Source organism: Loigolactobacillus zhaoyuanensis, assembly GCF_003946385.1.
In the GTDB taxonomy this organism is placed as follows: Bacteria; Bacillota; Bacilli; order Lactobacillales; family Lactobacillaceae; genus Loigolactobacillus; species Loigolactobacillus zhaoyuanensis.
In genome coordinates this window covers 1-21,648 of record NZ_RHOE01000009.1, presented here as the reverse complement: position 1 = coordinate 21,648, position 21,648 = coordinate 1, and the positions used below count along the sequence as shown (strand labels likewise).

Here is a 21,648-nt window from a genome sequence, read left to right as displayed (position 1 = left end):
TTAATGTGTGACACATAGATGAATCCACTTTGACAATTCTTCGTTATGTCTGTCAGCCCTGAATTTAATTTATTTGACAGCATTTATTTTGACAAGTAAAAAAAGTTTAGGTATCCTTAAATCTAGATTAGCCCAAGCTTTAAACTGAGTTAGTCTAAACGTGTTGAAAAAAGGTGTTTGTTTAACATCTTTTTCAACACTCTATAAATTTAAGAAAGTAGTGTTACTGTGATAATACGTGAAGCAACACCTGATGATGCGGGCCAGATAGCCCCCTTGATCAGTTTGATCTACGATGAAATGCAATTAGACGAACTAGAAGACGTTCCGGAAGGTGACTTGCTGAAGGTCATCAGGGCAGCTTACCAAATGCCGACATATTTGTCGGGTGCGGCAACTACCGTGGTGGCCGAAATCAACCAACGGATCGTGGGCGTGGCTTTCGGCTATCCAGACAAAAACGAAGATACTGTCGACGCCATTCTCACAAAAATCTCCCAGCGTGTCAAAAGTTTTCAGGCGCAGCCACTTACGCCAGACCCCGAAGCATTCAATAATGAATGGTATCTTGATTCAATCGCCGTTGACCCTAATTACCAAGGTCACGGGATCGGTAGTCAACTACTTCAAGCTTTACCACGCTTTGTTAAGTATAGTGGGATGACAACGATCGGCTTGAACGTTGACTTTACTAATCCTGGTGCTAAACGGTTGTACCAAGGCCATGACTTTGAAACTGTGGGGACAATGATGATCGGGGATCACCGTTATTATCACATGCAACTTGATTTAGATGGCGCACCAGCCATTGCCAGCTAATAAATTTGATAGTTGATTATTCTATTTAGAATAATCAACTATTTTTTTAGTTAATTTATGGCTGAATTGGACTTAAGGGTTAGAAATAACTTATACTAAACTTATTCCGTCGTGTGAATTAATATTTATAATCTGAGCTGTTAATTATTAGTTGCACATAAAGGATGAAGTTAGCGGATGATTTAAAGGAGTGCTTGTGATGATACTTCGCTTATTCAATACTTTTTTTTGGTCTTTTTTCTTTGCAATTGGCTACATTTCAGTCTACCGGCGAATTGAAGAAGGTACAATTCGTTTGTATAGATCTAAACAAACAATGTTAAAATTTAGTGAGCTTATTTTAGTGATGTATGCTAGCACAGTTGAAATTTCTTTACGAATTCTGCATCATTTTTTGACCACTAATATGTGGACGATGGTTAATCTACAAACAGTAGTGGTGCTGTATACTTGCTTAACTTTGCGAAATAAAGGCATTAATTTTCTTTTTCTGCTGGTGGTAATGGCTACTTTTGGCTCATATGGCACGCTAACGTGGGTACTATGGCTAGCGCTGATCGGGCTATTGTTAGTTTTGGTTGTGGTCAATCGACAAAGCGTCTGGTTAGTCAGCCGTTTTAAACGTTATTTGGCTTTTGTGCTGCTATTTGGTACGTTCATGTGGTTTTTGTTTAAAGCCTTTTATGCTTTTAGTTGGCGGTCCCTGTGGCTACAGCTGTTTTGCTATATTTGCGTTGAAGCTATCGTCTTTAATTACAGTACATTATTAAAAAATCGCGGTGCAGCTAGTGCGCAGTTACTCTATGAAACCATGCATGATAAATTGACCGGCGTACAAAACTGGGCTAAATTTAATCAGGATTTTCAGCTTTACCATGAGTTAATGTTAAGCACACAAATTAACGAGATCAGCTTGGTGGCGATCGATATCGATCACTTTAAACAAATCAATGATACATATGGTCATTTAGCTGGTAACGCCGTATTGACAAGCTTTGCGCAGAACCTAAATACTTATATTCGCCAGGTTAATTCAGAATGGTCAGTCTATCGAACTGGTGGCGAAGAATTTAATGTGATCATGGCGGGGAGCAATCAGGCTACGGCTAAGCAGATCATCCAAGCCTATAGGAAACAATTACGGAATCTGAAAATCAGGTATGAAGACACTGAAATTTGCGTAACAGTTTCTGTAGGCATGACTAAATTGTTGGGCAATGATGTACGAGCGGAAGATACCATCAAGCGTGCTGATCAATATTTGTATCAAGCCAAGCAAGCAGGCCGTGACGCAATTGTGACGGGCTATTGATCTAACTGCTTAACCTGCGCATCATTAAAAAAAGAGAATGTGACATAAGTAATATTATGTCGCATTCTCTTTTTTATTGCCGAACATTATAGCTTAAACGTGTGACATAAGACAGCTCCCTCCGCTTAGCTACGATCGCCAAATAATCCACTACGTGTATTATTCGTCAATCTAGGCTAATGCTCAGGAGCTAACCGTCTTATGGCACACTCTCATTTTACTCAGCTGCTTTAGCACTAAAGCGGCTCTTCAGGATACCAACGATTGCCGGTATCAATGAGATCACAATGATGCCAATGATAATTGCCGAGAAGTGAGCCTTGACTACAGGGATGTTACCGAAGAAGTAACCCGCGCCACAGCACAATGCTACCCAAGCTATACAAGCAATTAAATTATAACGAATGAAATGGCGGTATGAAAAACCGGAACCAGCAGCAACAAATGGTACGAATGTGCGAATGATCGGCATAAAACGTGCCAAGATGATTGACATTGCACCGTGTTTATCGAAGAATTCTTGGCCCTTAGCTAAGCTATCTTCGTTGATGAAACGACGAAACCAGCGATAGCGTGATAGAATTCGCTCTGCGTTATGGCCGATCCAGAAATTAGCTGAGTCACCACCGACACAGGCAATTAAGAAGATCGCGATGAATATACCAATGTGCAGATGATAGTTAGGATTAGCCGCTAACGCACTGGCGGCAAACAAAAGTGAATCACCGGGTAGAAACGGTAGAATAACCGCGCCTGTTTCAATAAAAATGATCGCAAACAAAATAAAATAAGTTGAATTACCAAAAGTATTAACAATGGTTACTAGATGGCTATCGATGTGTAGGATAAAATCGATCAATATACTCATAATTCAGTTTTCCTCCAAAATATTCAACGTCAAAGCTGTTATGAGTGTAGCAGAAAAAGCTGCAACTGTCTGCATTTTTCAACCTATTTTAAGGTTTTCGCAAAGAAGTATTTGAAAATTATAGCTGGTAAGATAAGTTCCTGAATGATTTATTGGCTATGATTAACAGCAACTATCAAGTGGGTGATCGATATTTTAGTTCTAGGGGAGCTATTGTCTGCGTGAAAATGAGAGCGTTCTCATTGAAATATTATTTGAATATTATGAATAATTGATATGATAGCACTTACAAGGATCGGTAGGGGGATTTTTTCATGTTAAACCGACATAATATTCTATTTATTTATTTAGTCTTTCTGGGGTTACAATTTGTTGCGATCGATTCGTTTTGTCCTAATGTACCAGTGGGGGACAGCACGATTGCGGTTGTTGGCGAAAGCAATGATGGCAAATCTGGTCATAGTGGTAGCGCTGGGAAAGCGGGAACCAATGGGCAGCGTGGGCGCTCAGGCCATTCAGCAGAAGTCGTCCGTGCCGCACAGCGTCGTACACATCAACTTAAACAGCAGGTAGCCACTTGGGATAAAACACAGTTGTCAGTGAAAGGGTTGGCTATGATGATATTTGGTGTGGAGGCTATTTTAACTTTGCCGTTAGTTATTTTCGGTGTTATGAGCCTTAACTTAGAGGCCAAACAAGCGCAACAACGCGAGCGTAAGCAACGGAATAAAGCCAAATTAAATAAGGCGTATACATAATATTCTCACTCAAAGCTTGAAACTAATTTAGTTTCAAGCTTTTTTGAAATGCAGAAGCGAACGTATGTTTATTTTGAGCTGGATTTATGGTAGACTGTACCCAAGATAACCGGATTGGATTTTTAATACTGACTAATTATTTCGTTCTTGCTGGAGGTGAAAGTTTGACTGTAATTGAAATCCTGGCGTTAACTTTAGTTGCGGGACAACCGACCACGTTTAAACTAAATCAATCTTTTTGGCAACATCGCTATCAAGTGGCTCCGAAAACTTGGTTAGTTAAGTTTGAACAAGCTAATTTGCTACAACAAATAGTGGCGCCGGAGCTGAGTTTACAACAGCAGACAGTTAATGCACTTAAAACATTGTTGCGGGCACATAATTTAAAGGTGAGCGGCCGTAAAGTTGAGTTGATCAGCCGGTTGCAAGCAGCGATACCAGCAACTGAGCTAGCCATCTATTTTCCACAAAGTTTTTATCAATTGACCACGGCTGGTGCACATTTAGTCGATCAAAATCAAACTGTCCGGTGGATTCACGATCATTATGTAGCGGGGATCATTGATTTTCAGACAGCTGAGCAGGCCCAGCTACCAGCAGATATAGATTTAGATGCAACGTTGGACTGGTTATTGAATTTTGCTCAAGCCAATGCTCAATCAGATTGGGCACAACTTTATTACATTGAACATTTACGTTTTCAATTTGCTTGGCAAGTCCAACATATCGGAACCGCACTTAATGCACTACTGGATTGTATTCGTTTTAAATTAGCTGGTTTGGCGCAAACTGAACCGATAACCGTGCTATCGTTAGGTTGGCCGACAACTACCTATAAGATTGAACCCTTTTACAAATATATGTTGCAAAAAATTATGCACGACTACGATTTAGCTGCTGCGGATGTGATCACAGCGTTTCAAAAGCGACAGCAGTTACTCGTTTTTCCGCACCAATTATTTAGCGATTTAGAAATGGATCAACTTTTATTGTGGACATTAACTGAACAAAATCAGCGAATCCAACAGCTATATTTACAGAAGCAAAAAGGTTTGTTATGCGTGTGAGCGTTACTGTCAGTTGCGCACCGAACATGTTACAATAATGATGTTACTGCTGATCAGCAAGCAAAGTTCTACTTAATTATGAATAGAAGGAGCGAATTGTATGTTTAAAGAAAAGCAAACAAAGACTAAGCTACCAAAATGTCATGCGCCACGTGGACATCATGTTTTGTTGGCTCATCCTGAGTTGTTGATACCATTGGCTGTTATTCACGTTATTCCAGTAGCGCTGTTTATTCATGGGTCATTTAAGTATGCTAGTTTACGAGAAAAGCGGAAACTTGAGCAGGAACGAACTAAACAAACAAAATATAAGGCGTTACCTAGTCGCCAGAGATGAGGCCAGATAGTGTGAAAAACAAAGCTAATAAATTTATGGTTTACTTTTTTATGTATTTATTGCCATTAGCGCTATTTGATTTTTTCTGGATCGTCATGTTGCAAAAAGCGGTCCGGTTAGGTTATCGAAATAATTTGTTGCAGATTCGAATGAATAGTTTGGAGATGCTGCTAACCGCACTGATCGTTGCCTTAGTTTTTAATTATTTTTGGCAATACTTAGTTAAGTATGCGACCCGGCGTTGTCATGATCAAACAGCGGACCACTTTGGCGGTTTGTTAAAAGGCTTTTTAGGCGTACCGGGGTGGCTCAATCTTGTCGTAGCTATGGCGATAGCATTTATTCTAACTATTTTGGTGCCGCGCTACTTGATCATTATTGAAATTCGAAGTTGGTTAGTTTTACTTTGTGCTTACGCGGCCATCGGTTCATTTTATAATGGTCAGGATGATCTGATCCATATTGTTAATCGCGTCGATCGCTGGATAGGCGATAATCACAACGTTTAAAAAATAAACATTTAAGGAGCAACAATCGTGAATAAATATTACCAAATTAGTTTTTACTTCAACGGTGGCGTTCGTGCCAGTTACCATCAGCAATATGATGCAATTGAATTAGCACAAAAAGCAGTTCAAGCGGCTTTTAAACAAAAAGAGTTGCTGCAAATTGATGGTAGCGTGATCGACACCGGCAAAGCGGTTGGTTACGCCATCACACCAGCAAATACAGTTGCACCAGACCAAACAGTTATCTGGGATATGATTTAAACAAGCGAACTCGGGTAAAACTGAGTTTTTTTGTTAGCTCTAATTATGTAGAAAAACTATAAACAGATAGCGCAGGCAAAATATTGGCACAGTGTTCGATATTATCAAATAAGTATAGTAGATTGTGCAAAACGGCAAGCTTGTGCGTACTTTGATTGGATTTAGCTAAATTAATCGACCTAGTACTAGTCTGTTTAATTGACAAGAAAAAGATTGATCAACACTTAGATAAATAGTTTAGTTAATGATTTAGCTAGCTTTTACCGTAGCTTTCTTGTATGATAATACACATAAGGTGGCGATGAAATGCTTAGAAAAACAAAGAATTTTCTTAAAGCAAATGGGTTCCATTATAAGAAAAAATATCTTTCACCCTTAGTCGCGCCGGAGAACTATTACGTTTTGAAGTTCGGGAAGAATCATTTGAATAATCGCTATATCGTTCAATACAGCTATACTTGGACCGGACGAATGAAAGTAACTCAGATCGATTTGCGATTACATGGGCAGAAACGGCCACGTGTTTTCGTAAATGAGGCGCAGCTATTAAGTTATCTAAGAAAGCATTTAAAATGATGACTGAGGGCAACCAAACTTTAGGTAAAACCAGCGTTTGATTATTCGCTGGTTTTTTGTTGTAAAAAAATAGATTTTATAGTATTGATCACTGTTCATTATTGACGATAAATAATTATGTTTTTAGAAAGCGGTTTGAATTTTTTAGAAAAGAGATTATCTAGATTTGTGTATATTGTAATAAAGTTGTCATATGCGGGTAATTGTGCTGTAATTTCAATGCTTTATGATAGGTGTTAGTGAAAGTGATAATAAACTATTAAGGGGTTACACAATGACAACAATCAGCAAAGGAAATCTAGTTAAGGGTGTTACTGCCGGTGTTATTGGTATTGCGGGTGCGACTCTTCTTAGCGTAGCTACACCTTCAAACGTTGAAGCTGCTACTACGGGGACAGTTACATACGAACCTGGTGCAACAACTGTTTGGGACAATTCTAATACACCATCACCTGTTCGATACTTGGTTAAGGATCAAACAGTTAATATTGAAGGTCAAAAGCAACAAGCTGGGGAAACTTGGTACAATATTGGTGACGATGAATGGGTACCAGGCAAATATTTAAACGTCACTGAAGATGGTAATACAGCCCAGGCCCAAGCTTCACAAGCACAGGCACAACAAGCTGTAGCCCAAACTCAACAGACGACAGCAACTGCTACAACAACAAGTAGTAGTGCCGTACAAACAGCAATCAATGCTGCTAAATCACAAATTGGCGTACCTTACGTTTGGGGCGGTACTACACCTGGTGTAGGTTTGGATTGCTCCGGCTTAACTCAATATGCTTTGGGACAAGCTGGCGTTCAAGTAGGTCGTAACACAGTTGCTCAAGAGAGTGCTGGCCAACAGGTTGCTATTAGCCAATTACAAGCTGGCGATCTTGTCTTCTGGGGTAATGCAGGCGCAACTTATCATGTAGCACTTTATATTGGTAACAACCAATACATCGCTGCACCTCAACCAGGTCAAAGTGTTGAAGTAGAAAGTGTAAGTAGTTACTTCATGCCTTCATTCGGTGTTCGCGCACTTTAAGAATTCGTTCTGCTGAAAAGTTCAAGCTTAGCTTGAACTTTTTTTATTGCGTTTAGATTTCAAAAAAATACAATATTGTTATTTTTGTAATGTTTTTGTAACGCAATCGTCATTTTTGTGGCATAATAGGATTAAGCCAATGACGAAGTGGGGGAATTACAATGCAGACGCAGCGGCGTGAATTAAAAAATAAGCAGCATAAATTATTAGTTTATCTATCAGATTTGTATACGCAACATACTGAAAATGGTAGCGATAAGAAACATCAAGTGGGGACAGAAGTGGCAACCTGCCAGTTATGTCATGAAATAAAAGTGATGCACGAAATTATTGATGAAATTAGTGGGGAATTAAAACAGACTGAAGCACCACAGCCACGACGGAGACGGCGAAGGAAGACGGCTGTACCTGATTCCCAATTATCTGTTTATTGCCTATCTATGCAAAATGGAAGTAACTTTTTTGTGCGTGCAACTGATTTAACGGCGGCGATAGATTTTTTGGTGCCACAGCAAAAGAATATTATGGCTTATACAACGGTAGCACCTACACTGTACGCGACGATTTCATTGAATGATCAGAGTGGGATAAAGAATATCGATCAATTAGTTGAAAAATTACCAGACTTTACAGGCGTTATTACAACTCGCTTATTTCAGAAAACGCCAGCAATGTCATATTAAGACCATACAAGCCTTAAGCTACAAGTGAAACTAAGTATTTAGTCAATAAGATGATAAGTAGGCCCATACGCTATTTTTTTGCGATATCTCGCTTTAAACCAGTGGGAGAGACGAAGCGGATTGGTTGAAAGTCTTCTTTTTTATGTTGCTAACGAACGTATGTTCATTGACGGCTAAATGTGTTAGAATATAATTATTAATTAATCAGTGATGGGAGCGTTTCTTTTGAGCTTAAAATTTGTATTGGGGCCGGCTAGTGCTGATCGTCGTACTGCTTTAGTGACTCAATTAGCACAGCAGATGGATGCCGATCCACAAGGACATTTTTTTTATGTAGTGCCTAATCACATTAAATTTAGTTCCGAAGTTGATATTTTAACCGCCGTCAAGCAACAACAAAATAATTCTGATCAAGTATTTGCAGCTAGTCGGCTACAAATTTTTTCGTTTAGTCGTTTGGCGTGGTATTTTATGAAAGATACGCCATATTATCAGATTCCACGGATCGGAACGGCTGGGCTCAATATGTTAGTTTACCAAATTATGGCTGATTTAGCCGATCAGCTCACTATTTATCGGGGCGAATTAGCCCAACCTGGATTTATTGCCCAGTTAGTTAAACAATTATTGGCGCTGAAAGTGGGTTGCGTCACGGTGGCGGATTTATCACGAATTGCTACTGAATTGGATAAACAAACGGATTTAAGCGCGAAAACCCACGATTTAGCGCTTATTTATGCCGCGTTTGAACAGGCTATGCAGAATCGCTACATTGAAAATACTGATTTATTGAATGCTTTAAGCGATTATTTATTGCAACAAGATCTTAGCCATACTTATTTCTATATTGAAGGTTTTACACAATTATCAGCTCAAGAAAATCGGTTATTGATTACTTTAATGCAAAAAGCGACGCGATTAACAATTGGTTTAACGCTAGATCGACCGTATCGGCAACAAGTGCCAGAAAAACAGGATCTTTTTTTTCAGCCCGGCCAGCTTTATCATCAACTTTATCAAACTGCACGTGGTTTACGGGTTGCAATTTTAGCAGATGAACAAGTAATGCAGCTACGTGTTGTTCCTGATTTAGTCCAGTTGGAAGGCTTCTGGCAACAGTCCACCAATGGCAGTCGGGGCCTACATTCAGAAAAACTAGTTACTGATAAAAGCATTCAAATTATACAGTCTGATACGCGGCAAACCGAAATACGACAAGTGGCAACAAAAATTCGGCAAATGGTGGCACTGCAGGGTTATCGTTATCAAGACTTTTTGGTGTTAACCCGGCATCTTGATGCGTATGAGACTATTTTAGCACCAACCTTTAAGGAATTTGGCATACCAGTATTTGATGATCTGCAACACCATATGACGGATCATCCATTGGTTGAGCTGATCAATGCTTTATTTGCTGTAAAACAACATTACTATCGTTATCAGGACATGATGCGGCTATTAAAGACTGAACTATTATTGCCGCAAGTAGATGGTCAGCCAATGACAAATCGCGCTTATCGCCAAGCTTTGGACCTTACTGAAAATATGGTGCTGAAATATGGTTTTGCTGGTAAACAGTGGCTCCGTAAAGAAGATTGGCAATTTTACCGCTTTGATGACCAAGATTTTGGTACGGCATCGACTAAGGATGATGATAATTCCGCACAAGTCAATTTAATTCGGCGTTTTGTTCGTACTACGTTACCACCGCTTTTTAAGCAATTGGATCAGGCTGAAAATGGTCAAGTTGCTGCACAAGTAATTTATAACTTCTTAATTAAACAGGGTGTGGTCACCCAATTACAAACTTGGCGTGATCGTGATCTGGAGCAAGGTGAGTTGGCGCAGGCAGCAGAACCAGAGCAAACGTGGCAAATTTTTTGCACGATGCTTGATGAATACGTGACGATTCTTGGCACTGCTCCGTTTCGTGCAGCCGATTTGTTGGCGTTGCTACAAGTCGGTTTTGAAGGAGCGAGCTATTCGCAAATACCGTCAACTTTAGATCAAGTATTGGTTTCGGAGACTGGGATGGTCCAGACGACTATGCGAAAAGTGGTATTCATGATTGGTAGCACTGACCAAGTTATGCCTGATCGAATCGTTAGTGATCATTTATTATCGGACAATGATCAAGAACAGTTAACCGCCCACCTAACGGAAGGGACTTATCTCGCCGATGATGCGCTGACTCAAATGACCAGTGAACCTTTTTTGAACTATACTGCTTTTTTAACGGCACGGCAGCAATTGATATTTACGTATCCTTTAGCCGATGATGGGAATACTTTAAAGTTATCACCGTATGTTGATCGGATTCAGCAACATTTCCAAATAACCACACAAATTAGTCAAACGCGGCCGACAATAACGGCTAATAAAATCGCGCCATTTGTTGGTTCTAAGCGCAGCACCTTAACTCATTTGATTCAAGTTAGTCGAGATGCGATGGCGCAGAAAACGCAGTTACCGCCAGTTTGGTTGTATGTTTATCGATCGTTACGCCAGGATGGCGGGTATAGTGCATTAACGGAACGATTGTTGGCTAGTCTAAATTACCGTAATGTGCCGCAAAAATTACGGCCGCAAATCGTGGATGCTTTGTATGGTAAAACAATCAATACTTCGATTTCTAAATTAGAGGAATTTTATCAAAATCAATACGCTTATTTCTTAAAATACGGGCTAAAATTGCGTGAGCGTGATATTTTTGAATTGTCGCCTGCCAGTGCCGGAGAATTCTATCATATGGCGTTGGATCAATTAATGAAGCGAGTTCAGGCCGAGGGTCAGCAGCTAAATGAACTTTCAATTGTAGAGGTTGATCGCTTAATTGATAGTATTTTACTTAATATGTCAACGTTACCGCAATTTCAAATCTTAGCTAGCTCTAATCGGATGGCTTATTTAGCGCGGCAGTTAGCGGCAACCATCAAACAAGTTGCCCATGCGTTGCAGCATCAAAGTCAACAAACTAAAATGGCCCCCCTGCGAACTGAGGTTTTATTTGGTCATGTTGGCAGCACTGATGGCTTAGCACCGCTACGCTTTAATTTAGCACAGGGACGTAAAGTTCAAGTTCGCGGCAAAATTGATCGCATTGATCAAATGGTATTAGGCGATACGCGCTATTTAGGAATCGTTGATTACAAATCTGGCGTCCATGATTTTAATTTCCGCGATGCTTATTATGGTTTAGCCTTACAAATGTTGACCTATTTAGATGCAATGATGCAAAATTCTACACTGTTGACTAAAGATAATACATTAAAGACTAAGCCAGCCGGTGCCTTGTACTTACATTTACAGAATCCTAAATTAAAGTTAGCCGAAGTGTTAAGCAAGGGTTTCGATGATGCATTGCTGGCTAAAAATAAATATCAAGGGTTCCTATTAAATGATGAGCCACTATTAGAAAATTTAGACCACGAATTAGCCGAGCGTACTGGTAGCTCTAAAATTTATCCTTTGACTAAAATCAAGGCTGGTTATTCAGCTAAACAGAGTCAGTTAGTGACTGAAACGGAATTAGAGTTGTTGCTCACTCATGATGAAGCTTTGATCCAAGCAGCAGCATTGGCGATTTTTTCCGGCAAGCTTGATTTGAATCCAGTTAAATGGCCTGATAATCGAACGGCGCTCCAATACTCGCCATTTAAAGCTATTATGCAGTTCGATGCGATGTTACCGGAAAATAGTTACCGCCAATTAGCGACACTGGATCGTGCGGCGGTATTAGCCATGTTGAAGACCGAACAGCAGGCCAAGGAGGATAAAGATGAGCACTAAAAAGGCTAATTTCACGTCGAGCCAGCAGCATGCAATCACGGATGCTGGTCGGAATATTCTAGTTTCGGCATCAGCGGGTTCTGGTAAAACAACCGTTCTAGTTGAGCGAGTGATCCAAAAAATATTAAAGGGAACCAATGTTGATGAATTATTGGTCGTTACTTTTACTGAAGCAGCCGCCAGTGAAATGCGGGAAAGAATTCAAAGCGCGTTACAACAAGCATTGACGGAAAATACTGATCCAAACCAGCGACAGCACTTGAGTCAGCAGCTTAGCCGGTTAGCTGTCGCACATATTAGTACGCTGCATGCATTTTGTTTACAATTAATTCAACGCTATTATTATGTGATCGATTTAGACCCTGTTTTTCGGCTGCTGACGGATGATACTGAAGTTATTTTGTTGCGCGAAGATGTTTGGTCTGAGTTACGTGAGACCTTATATAGTGAAGACGAAGGCTTTGCCCAGTTAACGGAAAATTTCTCTAATGACCGCAGTGATGATGGGTTAACGGATCTGGTGTTACGCTTGTATGATTTTGCCAACGCCAATCCACAGCCGAATCAGTGGCTGGATCAGCTAGCAAAAGCCTATCATGTGACAACTGCAGAGCCAACTAGCAGTGAGTTTTTCCAGCAACAATTATTACCGATTTTACAAGAGGCATTAACGCAGGCGGAAAATGATTTGAGTAGTGCACAGATGATGGCCGCAGAACAACAATTAGATAAGCTGGTGACTTGTTTAGAGACTGATCAGCAGCAAGTCACTGATTTAAAAGCACAGTTGACCACAGCTACTTGGAACCAATTGCGCCAACAATTTTTAGATTTCAAGTTACAGCGCGCGCCGTCATTAACTAAACTAGATGAAGATGCAAAAAGCGCGAAGGACACCGCAATGGATTTTCGCCAGCAGGCAAAGAAACAGGTTACTGCACTAGGTGGTGACTATTTTGGCTTGACTGCTGAGCAATTGATTCATGTAATGGGTCAAGCAGAACAATTAGTTAGTCAGTTAGTGGCAGTCGTTAAGCGATTTGGTCAAGCTTTTCAAGCTGAAAAGCAACGGCGCCATTTGCTCGACTTCAGTGATTTGGAGCATTTAACATTAGCTATTTTAACGGCGGATAATACCAGTGGCGCGCAAACGCGTACGGCGTTACAACAGCAATTTAGCGAAGTATTGGTGGATGAGTATCAGGATATTAATCGCCTACAGGAGACGATTTTAACCACAGTTGCGCAAACTGAACCTGGTAATATGTTTATGGTCGGGGATGTAAAGCAGTCGATCTACGCATTTCGTTTAGCAGATCCAAGTTTATTTTTGCATAAATATAATCAATTTGCCCAAGCTGATAGTGCGGATCAGCGGATTATTTTAGCGGAAAATTTCCGTTCCGTGGCGAATATTGACCATTTCACTAATTTGGTATTCGGTCAGTTAATGGACGAAACAGTGGGCGAAATGGCCTATGATGAGAGTGCCAAGCTGGTACCGGGCGCTAAGTATCCAGCTGATTTACCGATAACCGCAGAACTATTAGTTTATGAAGCCGATACGGCCACCGCTGATGATGGCGTTCCCGAGCAGTTTGCGCTGGATGATAAAGCACAGGGGCAAGTAGCGCTGGTGGGGCAACGTATTCAGCAACTGATTGCTAGTGGTCAAGTTTATGACCGTAAAAGTGGTGAATTACGGGCAATTAAGTATCAGGATATTGTTTTGCTGACGCCAACTAGAAAAAATAATTTAATTATTGTGGATTGGTTTAAACGTTTAGGTATCCCAGTGGTTGTGAATGGCGCGCAAAGCTATTTTCAAACTACTGAAATTCAAATTATGATGGCTTTACTCAGCATTATTGATAATCCATATCAAGATATTCCGTTGGTCAGCGTATTACGTTCGCCAATTGTTGGTTTAGATGAGAACGAATTGGCTTTCTTGCGCATTAATCAGCGGACTGGTGATTATTACCAAGCGGTACTTAATTTTCAACAGAATTTCATACCGTTTGCTGCTCCAGAATTTCAACAAAAGCTTTACGCCAAGATTGAGCGTTTTCTAGGTCAACTTGATCAATTTCGCGAATTGGCTCGTCAAAATCAGTTGGTAACGCTGATTTGGACTATTTACAACGAAACAGGTTTTCTTGATTATGTTGGCGGGATGCCGGCTGGTGCACAGCGGCAGGCTAATTTACATGCTCTATATGAGCGCGCACATGCTTATGAGGCTAGCAGCTTCAAGGGCCTGTTTCAGTTTGTTCGTTTTATTAAGCAAATGCAGGAAAAGGATAAAGATTTAGGTGAGGCGCCGGCACAATCAATTGAAGACGCAGTTTCGGTCATGACCATCCATGGTAGCAAGGGCCTGGAGTTTCCAGTGGTTTTCTTGCTAGATGCCACGCACCAATTTAACCAAGATAGTTTACGTGGGCAGTATATATTGGATGATCGTTTCGGTATCGGAATCACTTATTTAGATCCTGAACAACGAGTTGAAATCAATTTACCACAGAAAAAGATTGCGCAGACCTTGGCGCAACGACGGCAGGCTGCAGAAGAAATGCGGGTGTTGTACGTTGCAGTAACGAGAACAGAGCAGCAGTTATATGTGGTTGGCAGCTACCCCAACCGCGAAAAGGCATTAGCCATCTGGCAAAAAGCATTTCAAAGTCAGCAATTAGTATTGAATTCAGGCTTGCGGAGTGGGGTAAATAATTTTATGGATTGGCTGGGCATGTGTTTAGTCCGCCATCCGCAATTTGATCAAAGTTTATTGACGCAGGTCAATCCTTTCAAAGGGTTAGCAGCGGATCCAACTCAATTCAAAGTCCACTTTTATACGGCAACTGACGTGTTACCAGCAGAAATGACGACTGAGATCGATCAAGTTAATTGGCCAGATAAATTTGCAGCTGCTGCCGAGCAAGGTGATTTCACTGACTTAAATGTCGATCAGCTTGATCAAGTCCTTAATTTACATTATCCATTTCAAGCGGCCACACAAACAACGGCTTACCAGGCGGTTTCGGAGGTCAAGCGTTTGTTTGATGATCCGACTAATAGTGAGATGAATCCGTTGTTAGTTGATGCTGGGGAAAAGGCGCAAAATGTTCATCGCTACGTGGCACAGGACTTTGCGGTCCCACAATTTATGCAAACGACAAGTCAAGTGACGCCGGCCGCTGTCGGTACGGCCACTCATTTAGTTTTGCAGAAAATTGATCTTCATCAGCCACCAACCGCAGCGAGCATTGCCCAACTAATTGCCCAACTAGTTACGCAAAATATTTTAGCTGAGCCAGTCGCACAACAGATCAAGCAGAATCATATTCTACAGTTCTTTGCTAGTGAATTGGGCCAACAATTATTAGCGTACCCAGACCAAGTCGTTCGCGAAGCGCCATTTTCATTGTTATTGCCCGCCACACGATTATTTACTGATTTTGCGGCAGATGATCCTGCACAAATTTTAATTCACGGGATCATGGATGGTTATTTAGTCACTGACGACCAAGTTATTTTGTTTGATTATAAAACAGACTATGTACCGCAAGCCGATAAGGCAGCCAAGCTAATGCAGCTAAAGCAGCGATACGCCGGACAATTAAATTTATACGCCGCGGCATTAGCGCGAATCTTGCAGCGACCAGTTACGCACGAATATCTTTATTTACTGGCTAGTAATGATCTATTACAAATTTAACTAAAAACGCACAGCTTAAATGAACTTCACAATTGAAGTCTCACTTATAGCTGTGCGCTTTTAGTTTATTATGAATTGGTTTGCTGTAGTTTGATACTAATGGTGCCAATAGATTGTTTGTTAGTTGGATTTGTACCAATATATTCAACGGTATCCGTATCGTTTTGTAGGGTTAAACCGACGACTGCAGTAACGGTTTGCCCTGCGGCAACTGCAGTATTCGCTTGGTTGTTAGCCGTTGCGTAACTAGATTCACTTTGTTGATAACTGGTTGCCGGCGCACCTTCATTAATTTGAACACCGTTTTGTTGGAACTGTCCGTATTGTTGGAGTACGACTGCTGGGGTCAAGGCAGTTTTACCTTTATTTTGGAAAGTGTAAGTGAAGAGGATCACCTGACCATTAGTATCATTGCTAACAACTTGGATTTTACTGAATTTAATTTGGAAATTCTTGGTATTTACAGTATTACCTGAAGCATAAGTATTATTTTCTGCCTGTTCAGCTAAAACAGTTTTAAGTGAATCAGGTTGTTCATTGTTAAAATACTTTTTGGCTAATTTTTGTGCTTCAGTATTTAGACTAAGAAAATTCTGCGAGTAGGCACTATTTTCGGTATCTTTAATGGTCGTCAGTAGGGTACTGATGGTTTGACTATAATGTAATAAAGCTTTAGTTAATGTAGGTTGAGTCCGATTACGTTTTAGGTCGCTATTTAGCTGTTCAACGCTTTGGGTGGCGGTGTCGACTGATTCACTCAGCTGACTATTAGCACCTTTTGATTGTTGATTGACTAAAGTAACTGGCTTCATCGCTGCATCAGTCAGGGCAACGTACTTACGTTGTAACTCATAAGTTGACATATTACGATTATGACTTGAAGCTGTACTATTATTAGATGTTGATTGTGAGTGACAGGCGGTTAACAATAGAGTTGCACTTACTAGTGCAGTGATGGCTAAGATAAACTTATGCATAAAAAAATCCTCCAAAAATGAAATATGTTTCTAGTTTAGCATCAATTACGAATAATTGTGGTAATTTTTTGCCTTTCAGCGAGGAAGCAGGTATTCTGAAATAAACAAGTACAAATGAGGTGACCGCATGCAAATAACAAAGAAAATTGGCTTGGCAGCTGTAGCTACCGGTGCAATTTTATTAGCTGTGCCACTGATCAGCTGTCCGAAAGCACCGCGCCAGCGACTACAGCGAGCAGATGTGATCGTTGTTCCTGGATCAGGGTATTCGACAACTAAGAACGGTCGCGAAACCGAATTATTGAAATCATTACTTGATCAGGCAGTTAGGCTTTATCGGCAGGGGTTAGCATCTTATATTTTAGTCTCAGGTAGTGTGAGTCAAAAAGATTTTGTTGGCGCTGACGTGATGGCGCGTGGATTAATTCGCCGCGGTATTCCACGACCAGCGATTATTTGCGAGCGCCATGCACGAAGTGTTGCTGAAAATTTTGCCTTTGCTCGACCATTGTTAGTTGATTTTCAATTAATTCGCGCAATTGTAGTGGCTAGTCCATGGCGTCTACGCGAAGCTAGCTGCTATGCACGTCAATATGGGATTCAGCATACAGTTAGTGTGGCGCCAGCACCAGCGCGGATGACAAAAATGCAGCAAGCTAAATACTTTATGAATGCGTATTGTAAAATGCTCCGGCCATCACCGCTAGATCACCAAAATAAAGTTCGTACAGCAAAATAAGTGCATAAAAAAGAGCTATCCCGAGTAGTCCTTAGGGGGTAGCTCTATTTTGATTACCAACGTATGCGGTCTGGAATGTAGTTATCTAGTGTTTTAGAATTGTAACTTCATATGCTGACGTCCTTTAGCCGTTAGTTGACCATTCTTGATCAAGCCCAGGTTTTGTGCACTGCGATGAATGCAAGCGCGGAAAGAGTTATGCCTGAGAATAACGGGATCGAAGGAACGGTCTTGTATCGTTTGCAGATGCTTTTGTAAGTCAGTTTTTTGCATTTTGCCGACGCTTCCTTTCTTTTGAGTACACAATATTTACTATCTTTAGTATAGTGAGAAAGGTTACTAATGGTCAAACAAAACGCTATTGCTGCGGCTGAGTCATGGCTGCTGGATCGACCCAGCGTGTAAATTCTGCGGCTGTAACAAGGCCTGAATTCAAGGCAGCTTGGCGTAAGGTCAAGTTTTGCTGTTGTGCAGTTTGCGCAATTTTTGCGCTTGCTTCATAGCCGATATGCGGTGTTAGTGCAGTGACTAGCATCAACGAATTTTCCACCAAAGCTTGCATGCGTGGTGCATTGATCTGCAGTCCCTGAACTAATTTGTCATCAAAGGCGTCAATGGTGGTGGTTAATAAGTCGCTGGATTCTAAAAAGGCAGCAATGATAATTGGTTTATAGACATTCATTTCAAAATTGCCTTGGCTGGCTGCAAAATTTAAAGTGGTGTCATTACCCATGATTCGTGCGACGACCATGGTCAGCGCTTCAACTTGTGTCGGATTGACTTTGCCGGGCATGATCGATGAGCCTGGTTCGTTGGCAGGAATAATTAGTTCACCGTAACCGGCTCTGGGACCGCTAGCTAGGAAGCGAATATCATTACCAATTTTTAAAAGATCACTAGCTAATGTTCGCAGACAGCCATGAACAAGATTAAGTCCGCTATGATGAGCTAATCCTTGGAATTTGTTAGGGGCAACGACAAAAGGAATTTGGTAGGCAGCGGCTAAAGTGGCGACAATTTTTTGATCAAAGCCAACTGGTGCGTTGAGTCCAGTCCCAACTGCAGTGCCACCCAATGGTAGTTCCAATAAGGTGGCCATGTTTTGTTGTAGATATTGGTGATCGTGTTCCAAAGCGCTGACCCAACCGCTGATTTCTTGGCCTACAGTCAGTGGTGTGGCGTCTTGTAAATGGGTGCGACCAATTTTAACAGTTGTTGCAAATTCATTTTGTTTTTGTTTAAAAGTGGTAATAAGTTGTTGTAACACGGGTAACAGTTGTTGACAGGCTTGATAAGCCGCAATCATCATTGCAGCTGGGAATGTGTCGTTGGAACTTTGGGCGTGGTTAACATCATCATTTGGTGACAAAGGCAATTCCGGCTGGTTTTTCGCTGCATAGTGAACAATGACTTCGTTAACATTCATGTTAGTTTGTGTGCCACTACCAGTTTGGTAAACTACCAAAGGAAAATCAGCTCGATGATCACTACTGAGTAATTGATCAACCGTATTTGCAATCAAGGCACCCTTAGCCGCGTCTAATTCGTTAAACGTAGTGTTAACTGTAGCCGCCGCTTTTTTGATTTGTAGCAGTGCAGTGATCACTGGGTAGGGCATCAGGTCACCACTTTTAAAATTTTGTCGGCTACGCTCGGTTTGTGCCCCCCAAGCTGCATCTTTTGGGACTTTAACGGTGCCTAAGGAATCATGTTCAAGACGAAAATCACTCATAGTTTACCTCCAGTAATTGGCGTGTGTTTTCAAGCTGGCTGGAAATGAGAATCAGTTCGGCACACGCGCTGATAAATTTTATGATGAACGCTTTGCCAGATGGCGTCAAGCACTAATGATTTATTGGGAATTATTTACGGGGAAACCCTGCTGTTCTTTTACGAAGATAATCGTTAAAATGAAGGTGAAGCTATCTGATCCTTAGTTGTGAAGTGAGGAATTTACTGATGTATGACGACTTAAAACAAAAAATCATTGCGGCCAGCGCTGAGTTAGGCATCGATAAAATCGGGTTTACAACTGCGGCGCCATTTACGGAAATGGCAGCTAGTTTGCAAGCGCAAAAGGCCGCAGGGCACACTAGCGGTTTTGAACATCAAGTATTAGCTGAGCGACTCTATCCTGATCAGATTTTTGATCAGCCACAGTCGATCATTGCTATTGCGCTAGCCTATCCAAGCAAAATGCAGCAAAAAGCACCACGAGATCGTAAGCAGCGCCGTGGTACTTTTGCTCGTGCATCATGGGGCGAAGATTATCATTTTATTTTGCGTGATAAAATGCAGCAATTAGCTGAGTTCATTGAAGCTAATACTGAGCTAGAATTTCGTTTCAAGCCGATGGTCGATACCGGTGAATTAAGTGATGTTGCCGTGGCGCAGCGAGCAGGGATGGGCTTTATCGGTCGTAATGGCTTGCTGGTCACAGAAGAATTTGGTTCATTTGTGTACATTGGTGAGATCATCACTAATATTCCGTTTGCGCCTGATCCGCCAGTGGAGAATCAATGTGGGACGTGCACGCGCTGTATCGACTATTGTCCGCCACAAGCACTGTTAGGTGATGGTCGTTTAAATGCGCAGCGTTGCTTGTCCTACCAAACCCAGACTAAAGGGATGATGGCAGAAGAATTTCGTCCACAAATTCGCAGTGTGATCTATGGTTGTGATATTTGCCAATTAGTTTGTCCGTTTAATCGTGGTAAAGACGCTCATCACCACGCACGAATGGAACCTGAAGTAGAGGAAGTGACGCCAGTATTGCAGTCAATGCTGACAATTTCTAATAAAGAGTTTAAACAACGTTTTGGTCGCTTAGCTGGTTCTTGGCGGGGGAAAAAGCCGTTACAGCGTAATGCGATCATTGCACTGGCTAACGTTAAGGATCGTAGTGCAGTACCACTGCTATTAGAGGTTATCGAAAATGATCCGCGACCGGTGATTCGAGCAACGGCAATTTGGGCAGTCGCTGAGCTGGCGCAACACGCTGATCCAGCGCTACAAGCATTTCTACACGAGCAACAGATTACCGCGACTGACAGTGAAGTTCAGCAAGCCTTGTTAGCGGCATTGACCAAGTTACAGAGTAAGAAAGACTAAAATTAGTTAAGCAAATCTATTTAGGTTTGTTAAACTAGTAAATGAAAACGCTAACCTAACGAAGCGGGTTAATTAATAACTGTCATAGTTGAATGGACAGTATTAATATATTTAGATTTTCTAGGTGCTGCGTTAATAAATAATCTTTGGAAATAGAGGCGTATCATATTTATGCATACTTATCTAGGTGAGTTTGTCGGCACTATGATTTTGATTATTTTAGGCGCCGGTGCAGGTGCGAGTATTAACTTGAATAAAACCTATGCAAAAGGGCAGGGCTGGTTATACGTGGCTTTTGCTTGGGGCATGGCGGTGGCTTTTGGCGTTTACGTTGCCGCGGCTTTTGGTGCACCAGGACATTTGAATCCTGCGTTTACCATCGCCGCAGCTATTGCTGGGATGATCAAATGGTCGCAAGTGTTTGGTTTTATTGTTGCTCAAATGTTGGGTGCTTTTGTTGGTGCGGCCATTGTTGTCCTTCACTTTTACCCACATTTCAAAGCTAGTAAAAATGAAGAAGCGGGTAATACAGTTGGAATTTTTGCCACCAAACCAGCAATTAATAATCCAGTTTTCAACTTGCTTAGTGAAATTATTGCGACTTTTACCTTTACTTTTATTACCTTCAATTTAGGCGATTTTACTAATGGCTTAAAACCATTTATTGTTGGCTTTGTTATTTTTGCAGTTGGTGCTAGTTTAGGTTCAACAACGGGTTACGCGCTTAATCCAGCGCGTGATTGGGGACCGCGTTTTGCTTACACCATTTTACCGATCCCGCATAAGACAGCTGCACATTGGGAATATGCGTGGGTTCCGCTGTGCGGGCCAATCATTGGTGCCGTGGTTGCAGCCTTGTTATTTGGTTTAGAATAGCTAAAGGTGAATTATTTTAAATTAACTTAATAATGAGCAGCTTAGTTCTACTATATTTTATTGTCCCGAATTGTCAAATCAAGTGCAACACTTGCTAAACTTCACTTATAAGTGGTCTAGGTGGTGGTCATGCGAGTAGCTGCTCAGCCATGAATTCATTGGCTGATTTATAACCAAATAGTTTACGTGGCCGTTGGTTAAGTGCCGCGGTC

The 21,648-nt window shown here is 41.2% G+C and carries 19 protein-coding genes; 15 read left to right on the top strand and 4 right to left on the bottom strand.

Annotated elements, in window-relative coordinates:
* Window positions 1–228: 228 nt before the first annotated feature.
* Together EKM76_RS03295 and EKM76_RS03290 are read left to right on the top strand one after the other, a co-directional pair.
* Window positions 229–819, top strand: a complete 591-nt coding sequence (locus tag EKM76_RS03295) for a GNAT family N-acetyltransferase (protein WP_164507571.1) — start codon at window positions 229–231, stop codon at window positions 817–819.
* Between the two features lie 199 nt (window positions 820–1,018).
* Complete coding sequence (locus EKM76_RS03290) at window positions 1,019–2,131, top strand: GGDEF domain-containing protein (protein ID WP_125549269.1); 1,113 nt, start codon at window positions 1,019–1,021, stop codon at window positions 2,129–2,131.
* Between the two features lie 217 nt (window positions 2,132–2,348).
* Here the strand turns inward: EKM76_RS03290 and EKM76_RS03285 are convergent, their stop codons facing one another.
* Entirely contained in the window at window positions 2,349–2,999 is a 651-nt protein-coding gene (locus EKM76_RS03285; protein WP_125549268.1) for a VTT domain-containing protein, read from the bottom strand.
* A 314-nt stretch (window positions 3,000–3,313) separates the two neighbouring features.
* On the opposite strand from EKM76_RS03285, the gene EKM76_RS03280 reads away from it, so the two are divergent.
* The 10 genes from EKM76_RS03280 (at window position 3,314) to addA (ending at window position 15,733) form a co-directional block, all read left to right on the top strand.
* The gene (locus EKM76_RS03280) at window positions 3,314–3,757 is read left to right on the top strand and encodes a hypothetical protein (RefSeq protein WP_125549267.1); all 444 of its coding nucleotides are present in this window, start codon (window positions 3,314–3,316) and stop codon (window positions 3,755–3,757) included.
* Window positions 3,758–3,921: 164 nt separating this feature from the next.
* Window positions 3,922–4,824, top strand: coding sequence for an SAP domain-containing protein (locus EKM76_RS03275; RefSeq protein ID WP_225417863.1), 903 nt, complete (start codon window positions 3,922–3,924; stop codon window positions 4,822–4,824).
* 100 nt (window positions 4,825–4,924) lie between these two features.
* Entirely contained in the window at window positions 4,925–5,161 is a 237-nt protein-coding gene (locus tag EKM76_RS03270; RefSeq protein WP_125549265.1) for a hypothetical protein, read from the top strand.
* Window positions 5,162–5,172: 11 nt separating this feature from the next.
* A complete protein-coding gene (locus tag EKM76_RS03265; RefSeq protein WP_125549264.1) occupies window positions 5,173–5,670 on the top strand; it encodes a hypothetical protein in 498 nt (165 codons plus the stop codon).
* 27 nt (window positions 5,671–5,697) lie between these two features.
* Window positions 5,698–5,931, top strand: a complete 234-nt coding sequence (locus EKM76_RS03260; RefSeq protein WP_125549263.1) for a hypothetical protein — start codon at window positions 5,698–5,700, stop codon at window positions 5,929–5,931.
* Window positions 5,932–6,237: 306 nt separating this feature from the next.
* A complete protein-coding gene (locus EKM76_RS03255; RefSeq protein ID WP_125549262.1) occupies window positions 6,238–6,507 on the top strand; it encodes a hypothetical protein in 270 nt (89 codons plus the stop codon).
* 274 nt (window positions 6,508–6,781) lie between these two features.
* Window positions 6,782–7,543 carry a C40 family peptidase gene (locus tag EKM76_RS03250; RefSeq protein ID WP_125549261.1) on the top strand — a complete coding sequence of 254 codons (762 nt, stop codon included), beginning with the start codon at window positions 6,782–6,784 and terminating at the stop codon, window positions 7,541–7,543.
* Window positions 7,544–7,704: 161 nt separating this feature from the next.
* Complete coding sequence (locus EKM76_RS03245; protein ID WP_125549260.1) at window positions 7,705–8,226, top strand: hypothetical protein; 522 nt, start codon at window positions 7,705–7,707, stop codon at window positions 8,224–8,226.
* Window positions 8,227–8,451: 225 nt separating this feature from the next.
* Complete coding sequence (locus tag EKM76_RS03240) at window positions 8,452–12,015, top strand: PD-(D/E)XK nuclease family protein (protein WP_125549259.1); 3,564 nt, start codon at window positions 8,452–8,454, stop codon at window positions 12,013–12,015.
* Window positions 12,005–15,733, top strand: coding sequence for a helicase-exonuclease AddAB subunit AddA (gene addA / locus EKM76_RS03235; RefSeq protein ID WP_125549258.1), 3,729 nt, complete (start codon window positions 12,005–12,007; stop codon window positions 15,731–15,733). The genes EKM76_RS03240 and addA overlap by 11 nt, the downstream gene beginning before the upstream one ends.
* 68 nt (window positions 15,734–15,801) lie before the next feature.
* Here the strand turns inward: addA and EKM76_RS03230 are convergent, their stop codons facing one another.
* Window positions 15,802–16,710 carry a DUF5067 domain-containing protein gene (locus tag EKM76_RS03230; RefSeq protein WP_125549257.1) on the bottom strand — a complete coding sequence of 303 codons (909 nt, stop codon included), beginning with the start codon at window positions 16,708–16,710 and terminating at the stop codon, window positions 15,802–15,804.
* Window positions 16,711–16,837: 127 nt separating this feature from the next.
* Here EKM76_RS03230 and EKM76_RS03225 point away from each other — a divergent pair, with 127 nt between their 5' ends.
* Window positions 16,838–17,449: a YdcF family protein gene (locus tag EKM76_RS03225; RefSeq protein WP_125549256.1), complete on the top strand. Its 612-nt coding sequence runs from the start codon at window positions 16,838–16,840 to the stop codon at window positions 17,447–17,449.
* Window positions 17,450–17,542: 93 nt separating this feature from the next.
* Here the strand turns inward: EKM76_RS03225 and EKM76_RS03220 are convergent, their stop codons facing one another.
* Window positions 17,543–17,722, bottom strand: coding sequence for a hypothetical protein (locus EKM76_RS03220; RefSeq protein WP_125549255.1), 180 nt, complete (start codon window positions 17,720–17,722; stop codon window positions 17,543–17,545).
* An 85-nt stretch (window positions 17,723–17,807) separates the two neighbouring features.
* Complete coding sequence (locus tag EKM76_RS03215; protein ID WP_125549254.1) at window positions 17,808–19,181, bottom strand: class II fumarate hydratase; 1,374 nt, start codon at window positions 19,179–19,181, stop codon at window positions 17,808–17,810.
* Between the two features lie 227 nt (window positions 19,182–19,408).
* On the opposite strand from EKM76_RS03215, the gene queG reads away from it, so the two are divergent.
* Window positions 19,409–20,560, top strand: a complete 1,152-nt coding sequence (gene queG / locus EKM76_RS03210; RefSeq protein ID WP_125549253.1) for a tRNA epoxyqueuosine(34) reductase QueG — start codon at window positions 19,409–19,411, stop codon at window positions 20,558–20,560.
* A gap of 171 nt (window positions 20,561–20,731) precedes the next feature.
* Entirely contained in the window at window positions 20,732–21,436 is a 705-nt protein-coding gene (locus EKM76_RS03205; protein ID WP_125549252.1) for an MIP/aquaporin family protein, read from the top strand.
* The last annotated feature ends 212 nt before the right edge of the window (window positions 21,437–21,648 follow it).